This window comes from Chamaesiphon polymorphus CCALA 037 (assembly GCF_003003845.1).
Lineage (GTDB): Bacteria > Cyanobacteriota > Cyanobacteriia > Cyanobacteriales > Chamaesiphonaceae > Chamaesiphon > Chamaesiphon polymorphus.
The window spans coordinates 1-3,620 of sequence record NZ_PVWO01000553.1; the positions used below are offsets into that span (position 1 = coordinate 1).

General features: G+C 41.2%; 2 protein-coding genes and 2 pseudogenes. All 4 read left to right on the forward strand.

Features of this window, described 5'->3' with window-relative positions:
* Window positions 1–38: 38 nt before the first annotated feature.
* Window positions 39–1,805: a 2-succinyl-5-enolpyruvyl-6-hydroxy-3-cyclohexene-1-carboxylic-acid synthase gene (menD, locus tag C7B77_RS26205; RefSeq protein WP_106311915.1), complete on the forward strand. Its 1,767-nt coding sequence runs from the start codon at window positions 39–41 to the stop codon at window positions 1,803–1,805.
* A gap of 143 nt (window positions 1,806–1,948) precedes the next feature.
* Window positions 1,949–2,389 (forward strand): hypothetical protein, encoded by a 441-nt coding sequence (locus tag C7B77_RS26210; protein WP_106311918.1) that lies wholly within the window; start codon window positions 1,949–1,951, stop codon window positions 2,387–2,389.
* Window positions 2,386–2,600, forward strand: a pseudogene (locus C7B77_RS31770) (DUF433 domain-containing protein). The gene C7B77_RS26210 and the pseudogene C7B77_RS31770 overlap by 4 nt, the downstream one beginning before the upstream one ends.
* 582 nt (window positions 2,601–3,182) lie before the next feature.
* Window positions 3,183–3,620 (forward strand): annotated as a pseudogene (locus C7B77_RS26225) (phosphoketolase family protein); the annotation flags it as partial.

A 3,620-nucleotide genomic window follows, 5' to 3' on the forward strand; every position in this document is an offset into this window, starting at 1 on the left:
GACTAGTATTAAGTGAGAGATAAATATTTAGTAATTGAATGAATCAACTCTGGGGATATTTAATTGTTGAAGAATTGGTGCGAAATGAGATAGATTATTTTGTCATTTCTCCTGGTTCTCGATCGACACCATTAACTGTAGCAGCAGCTCAAAATTCACAAGCAAATAAAATTATCTGTCTAGACGAACGTGCGGCGGGATTTCATGCGATCGGCTACGCTCGCGCGACTGGTAATCCCGCAGTATTAATTTGTCCATCTGGTACGGCAGCAGCGAATTATTTACCAGCAGTGATTGAAGCATCGATCGATAATATTCCCCTGATTATTTTATCTAGCGATCGACCGCCAGAATTACGCCAGACGGGGGCAAATCAGACCATTAATCAGGTAAATTTGTATGGAGATTATCCAACCTGGCAATTCGATTTACCTTGCCCTACAGCCGAAATCAACCCCAATGTAGTGTTGACAACGATCGATCTGGCTGTATCTAGAGCGCGACAAGCTCCAGGCGGAGTCGTACATCTCAACTGTATGTTTCGGGAACCTTTAGCTCCTACAGATGCACAGGTAGAAATACCTGCGAGTTTGGTAAAGTGGCATGAAGGTCGATTCTCCATAGGAGAGGCTCCGCCAACGCCATATACTCGTTATGCTGATAAATTAACTATTCCGACTCCTGACGAAATTCAGTCGCTAATTGAAACGATCGCATCCACTGCTAAAGGTATCCTATTTGTCGGACAGTTAAAATCTCCAGCAGAAAGTCAGGCAGTTATAAAATTAGCAGAGCGGTTAAATTGGGCAGTATTTGCCGATGTTCAGTCGGGATTGAGATTGCGCCAAGATGTCCCGAATTTAATCCATTACTTCGATCGATTATTACTAACAGATAGTGCTTTAGAGTTAGAACAGATCGATACAATCGTCCAAATTGGCACGAAAATTGTCTCAGCGCAGTGGTTTAAATGGATCGAGAAATATCCACCGACAAATTATATTGCGCTCGCGGATAATCCCGATCGTTACGATCCTAACCATCTAGTATCATGTCGAATAGAATCGGACATTACCTATCTGTGCGATCGATTATGTCAGCAGTTACCGCAGCTCTCCCCGTCAACATGGGTGCAGAAATTACGATCGGCTTCAGATAGAATCGGCATTACAGCCGCTAAATTTTTAAAAACCTCAAAATTAACCGAACCACTCATCGCCCGAACTATTTCCGAACTCATTCCCAGTCAACATGGCTTATGGGTATCTAATAGTATGCCAATTCGCGATTTGGATATGTTTGGTGTTGGTGCAAATGCTGAAGAATCCCAGTCATTGAGTCTGCGAGTCGGGGCAAATCGGGGGACGAGTGGGATTGAAGGTGCGATCGCCTCAGCGACTGGATTTGCAGTAGGTTTGCAGGTTCCAGTAACTGCGATCGTGGGAGATTTATCGAGCTTATATGACTTAAATTCATTTGCTTTGCTACAACACAATTCACAGCCAGTAATTGTCGTAGTTATCAATAATGATGGTGGAGGTATTTTCTCTTTCTTACCGATCGCGAAATCTACAGATCTGTTCGAGAATTATTTTGGTACGCCGCATGGTTTAGATTTCCAACATGCAGCGGCGATGTTCAAATTAGACTACTATAATTCTCTGAATTATGAGGAATTTATTCATGATTATCTGCAAGCAGTGGACGATCGTCGAAGTGCCATAATTGAGGTTACAACCGATCGAGCCGAGAATTTACAGTTACATCAGGCTCTCAATCTAGATATTCAGCAGAAGTTCGAGTGATTTCGATCGCTCGTTGCTATCGAACGATGATAGTCTGTCCTGCGATTGGTTATATCATAATTTAGACTTTACTTAAGTTTGAATAATAAATTCGTCGAGATAATTAAAATAAATATATTTATATCAATTGGAGTTAAAGCAAAATGGATAATGATAAAGGAGAATGGGTAAGCACGTGGAACATCTACAAACAAATACAGCATTCTGCTCCAGAGGGTATATTAGCCTGGGATATGTATCCAGCTCCTGACGGACAAATATATACTAGCGAAGATCTTAAATCGTTAAAGTGTGTTGAAGGTTTATTCGATCTTTGCCAAATACTTAATGCTATTATCTATCGAGATGGATGGAAATTTTTAGTTGAGACACACGGAATCGATCGATTGTTGGAAGTAGATAAAATCAGTGGATGGTTTTTTGATAATACTTTTGACGAGTTGCGATATCACTGCCTCATTGTAGGCTACGATCCAGTAACTGGCTTTATTGGAGATTATGATGAAAACACAGGTATATTTTTGCCAGAGCAAGGAGGGGAATACCAAACTATATGGGGTTCATATGATTCCGAGATATCATGAGTAATTCGCAACTTTTATCACGCATCTCGATTAATCCAAATATCTCCACTGGTAAGCCCCGTATCAAAGGGCATCACATTTGGGTATCATTAATTATCGACTTTTTTTGGCTGGCGGCACAACAATAGTAGAGATTCTCAAAGAAGATTCTCAGCTAGAAAAGGAAGATATTCTGGCTTGCGCCTATGGCACAGAAATGTTAACGAAGTAACCTGTGATATATATTTGCTAGGACTCGCTCGTAGTAGGTAAAAAGCTAATACGTATACTTAGATTCATAAGTCAAAGTTTGCTATCTTACACCTCAATACAATCTACTATTTTAAGAATGGGACTACTCCTGATATCAACAAAGCTACATTAACAAACCCACTTATGATTGCTAATACTAAAACTACTTGGGTAAATTTTGTTGGTTTTAAATCCAAATTATTAGTGGTTATGGGTATCATTTGATGGGGAAATAGAGTCGCGCCAATACCAAGAATTATTGCGAACGGGCCAATAAATGCTGCTTTGAAATAAAAGCGACCGCTGTACAGGGCTGAGTACCAATTAAATATTGTTAGGATCGTACCTATGACAGTCATGAATAATCCAATCAAAAATATCTGCTTTGATTTTGATGACATTTTATTGTATGTCTAGAGTTCAATCTTATTTACAAGGATCGATCTCTCAAATCGGGAAACTTTTGAAGCTGTTGATAGAGTAATAGTGCGAAAATGTGCCACTGACCCAGAATAGCTGGTAGCATCGATCGATATCTACTATTTTAAGGCGACTATAATTTATGACTACTGCGGTTCAGACTCCAGCATTTGCCGAGGGAATTCAGTATTTTGGAGAACTGCTACCAGGGTTCGATACTCATGGTAAAACACCAGTTATCGCTGCTGGGCAAACAGGTATCGCCGATGCCAACGATCCCGCCGCCGCTTTTCAAACCTTGCTCTACGCCGACGCGCTACGCTATCTCACGCTTCAAATCTGTGCGAGTAAAGCATCTGGACATCCTGGCGGATTTGCCAGCCAAGCGGAAGTCTACGCCTCATTAGTGATGCTCGGACATAAGAATATCCTCACCGAAGTCGGACACCATGCGCCTGGATTCTATAGTGCCATGTTTCTCGATCGATCCCTAGAAGCAATGGGTATCGAGACAGTCCAACAATTGCGCGACAAGTTCCGCGAAAAAGATGGTTTGATCGGGCACTTATCTGGCTTTATC